The organism is Saccharomonospora halophila 8, from assembly GCF_000383775.1.
Classification (GTDB): Bacteria; Actinomycetota; Actinomycetes; order Mycobacteriales; family Pseudonocardiaceae; genus Saccharomonospora; species Saccharomonospora halophila.
Genome location: NZ_KB912537.1, coordinates 2,601 through 5,761, shown reverse-complemented (window position 1 = coordinate 5,761; position 3,161 = coordinate 2,601). Strand labels below are relative to the sequence as shown.

General features: G+C 69.9%; 4 protein-coding genes. All 4 read left to right on the top strand.

Annotated elements, in window-relative coordinates:
- Positions 1–799, top strand: a 799-nt coding sequence (locus SACHA_RS21350) for a molybdopterin-dependent oxidoreductase (RefSeq protein WP_039738563.1), incomplete at its 5' end; no start/stop codon positions are given.
- Positions 800–888: 89 nt separating this feature from the next.
- Entirely contained in the window at positions 889–2,199 is a 1,311-nt protein-coding gene (gene nuoH / locus SACHA_RS0109905) for an NADH-quinone oxidoreductase subunit NuoH (RefSeq protein ID WP_051110168.1), read from the top strand.
- Positions 2,186–2,752 carry an NADH-quinone oxidoreductase subunit NuoI gene (nuoI, locus tag SACHA_RS0109900; protein ID WP_007025113.1) on the top strand — a complete coding sequence of 189 codons (567 nt, stop codon included), beginning with the start codon at positions 2,186–2,188 and terminating at the stop codon, positions 2,750–2,752. Before nuoH ends, nuoI begins: the two co-directional genes overlap by 14 nt.
- Positions 2,749–3,161: NADH-quinone oxidoreductase subunit J (locus tag SACHA_RS0109895; protein WP_019809336.1), on the top strand; the 413-nt coding region annotated here is incomplete at its 3' end. The genes nuoI and SACHA_RS0109895, both read left to right, overlap by 4 nt.

The following is a 3,161-nucleotide window of genomic DNA, read 5'->3' as shown; positions in this document are numbered from 1 at the left end:
GCCCGACGCCGCCGGCCGCGACACGACCGGCATCCTGACAGCCGCCCGCGACGGCGACCTGGACGCCCTGCTCGTCGGCGGTGTCGCGACGGCGGACCTGCCCGACCCGGAACTGGCGCGCGAGGCGCTCGATCGGTGTGGGTTCGTGGTCAGCATCGAACTGCTGCGCAGCGAGGTCACCGAACGCGCCGACGTGGTGCTGCCGATCGCGCCGGTGGACGAGAAGTCCGGCACCTTCCTCAACTGGGAGGGCCGCCGCCGCGAGTTCTCGGTGACCCTGGAGGGCACCGGCGCCCTGCCGGACTGCCGCATCCTGGACACCCTCGGCGTCGAGATGGACGCCGACCTGTTCACCCAGACCCCGGCCGCCGCCGCCGGCGACCTGGCGAGGGTTGCCGTGAGGGGCACTTTCCCTGCATCTGACGCAGGGAATGTGCCCCTCACGGCCTCAGACGCAGGGAATGTGCCCTTCACGGCACCACCCGGCGACGGGCGGGCGTTGCTGGCCACCTGGCGGGTGTTGCTGGACGAGGGGGCGTTGCAGGTGGACGAGCCGCATCTGGCCGGGACGGCGCGGCGGGTGGTGGCCCGGGTGTCGAAGGGCACCGCCGAGTCGCTCGGGGCGGACACGGTGACGGTGTCCACCGGACGTGGGGCGATCACCCTGCCGGTGGAGGTCGCCGACCTGCCGGACGGCGTGGTGTGGCTGCCCGGCAACTCCCCGGGCTCCGCGGTCCGCGCCACGCTCGGCGTGGGGCACGGTGCCGAGGTCTCGATCGCGGCCGGAGGTGAACGGTGAGCGCGTCGACGCTGACGTCCGTCGTGTCGTCCGTGGAGGGTCCGGTGCGGGCGGTGACCCCGCTGGTCGCGCAGGCGCAGGACGGGGCGATGACCCGGGCCGAGCTGCTGGCCGACGACCCGCTGTGGCTGATCCTGATGAAGGTCGTCGTGGTCATGTTGATCGGCCCGGTCATGACGGTCGGTCTGATCGTCGGGGAACGCAAGGTCGTCGGCCGGATGCAGAACCGGCCGGGCCCGAACCGGGTCGGGCCCGCCGGCCTGGGGCAGTCCCTCGCGGACGCGATCAAGCTCCCGTTCAAGGAACAGATCATCCCGGACACCGCGGACCGCAAGATCTACTTCATGGCGCCGCTGATCACGGTGGTGCCCGCGCTGATCGGTCTGGCCGCCATCCCGTTCGGCCCCGAGGTGACCATCTTCGGGGAGCGCACCGTCCTCCAGCTGATCGAGCTGCCGGTCAGTGTGCTGCTCGTGCTGGCGGGCGCGTCGATCGGGGTGTACGGCATCGTGCTCGCGGGCTGGTCGTCCGGGTCCCCGTACCCGCTGCTCGGCGGGCTGCGCTCGGCCGCGCAGGTGATCTCCTACGAGATCGCGATGGGCCTGTCCATCATCGGTGTCGCCCTGTACGCGCAGTCGCTGGCCACCGGGGACATCGTCGCCGCGCAGCAGAACGGCTGGTACTTCTGGCTGCTGCTGCCGAGCTTCGTCATCTACCTGATCTCCATGGTCGGCGAGACCAACCGTGCCCCGTTCGACCTCCCGGAGGCCGAGTCGGAGCTGGTCGGTGGCTTCCACACCGAGTACAGCTCGATGAAGTTCGCCATGTTCTTCCTCGCCGAGTACACCAACATGGTCATCGTCTCGGCGTTCGCGACCACGCTGTTTCTCGGCGGCTGGATGGCGCCGTGGCCGCTGTCCGCGGTCGGCGACGGGATGCTGAACACCGGCTGGTGGCCGGTGCTGTGGTTCTTCGGCAAGATGCTGGTCGTCCTGTTCGGCTTCGTGTGGCTGCGCGGCACGCTGCCCCGCTTCCGCTACGACCAGTTCATGAAGCTCGGCTGGAAGGTGCTCATCCCGGCCGGCCTCATCTGGGTGGTGGTGATCTCCGCGGTCCGGGCCGTGCGCACCTCGGCGGACATCTCCACCGGTCAGATCCTCGTCGTCGGCGGCATCGTCATCGCGGTGCTGGTGCTGCTGTCGCTGCTGCTGCCCGAGAAGGAGGTGCCGCCGGAGGACTCGGTCCCGGTCACCGGTGGCGGCTACCCGGTGCCGCCGGTGGACCTGAAGGTCCCGGAGACGACCCCACGGCAGAAGGCACTGCGGGCCCGGCAGAAGACCGAGCAGAAGCGACCCGCTTCGGTCACCTCAGGTAAGGAGAACGCCGATGGGGATGTTTGATCCCGTCAAGGGCTTCGGTGTCACCTTCGCGAACATGTTCCGGAAGGTGTCCACGGAGGAGTACCCGGAGATCGGGGCCCCCGCGGCGCCGCGCTACCACGGGCGCCACCAGCTCAACCGGCATCCGGACGGGCTGGAGAAGTGCGTGGGCTGCGAGCTGTGCGCCTGGGCCTGTCCCGCCGACGCGATCTTCGTCGAGGGCGGGGACAACACCGAGGAGGAGCGGTACTCCCCGGGTGAGCGGTACGGCATGGACTACCAGATCAACTATCTGCGCTGCATCGGCTGCGGACTGTGCGTGGAGGCGTGCCCGACCCGGTCCCTCACGATGATCAACTTCTACGAGCTCGCCGACGACGACCGGCAGAAGCTGATCTACACCAAGGAGGACCTGCTCGCGCCCCTGCTGCCCGGCATGGAGCAGCCGCCGCACCCGATGCGGCTCGGCGACGACGAGCAGGACTACTACGTCCGCGGCCCCGAACTCGCCCGGGACCGGGGTGTGCCGTCCGGCGAGGCGGTCGAGACGTCCGAGGAGAAGGCAAGGCGATGACGCTAGGCAGCGCACTGGTTCTCGCCCAGGAGGGTGCCGGGGCGACGGTGTCCACCGGGGAGGCGGTCGCGTTCTGGATTCTCGGACCGCTCGCCCTCGCCGGGGCCCTCGGCATGGTGTTCGCCCGCAACGCCGTGCACTCGGCACTGTGGCTGGTGCTGACGATGCTCTCCCTCGGGCTGCTGTACATCACCCAGCAGGCACAGTTCCTCGGGTTCACCCAGATCATCGTCTACACCGGCGCGATCATGATGTTGTTCCTGTTCGTGCTGATGCTGGTCGGCCGGGAGTCGTCCGACTCGGTGGTCGAGGTCCTGCGCGGACAGCGGCTCGCAGGCGGGCTGCTCGGCGTCGGCGTGGCCGTGCTGCTGTCGGCCGCGCTGACCCGGGCCGTCGCGGACGTGACCCC

What these genes read in the sequence shown, in the direction of transcription:
- nuoH (WP_051110168.1), top strand. Translation starts at nt 889, where the DNA reads ATGACCCGGGCCGAGCTGCTGGCCGACGACCCGCTGTGGCTGATCCTG.
- nuoI (WP_007025113.1), top strand. Translation starts at nt 2,186, where the DNA reads ATGGGGATGTTTGATCCCGTCAAGGGCTTCGGTGTCACCTTCGCGAAC.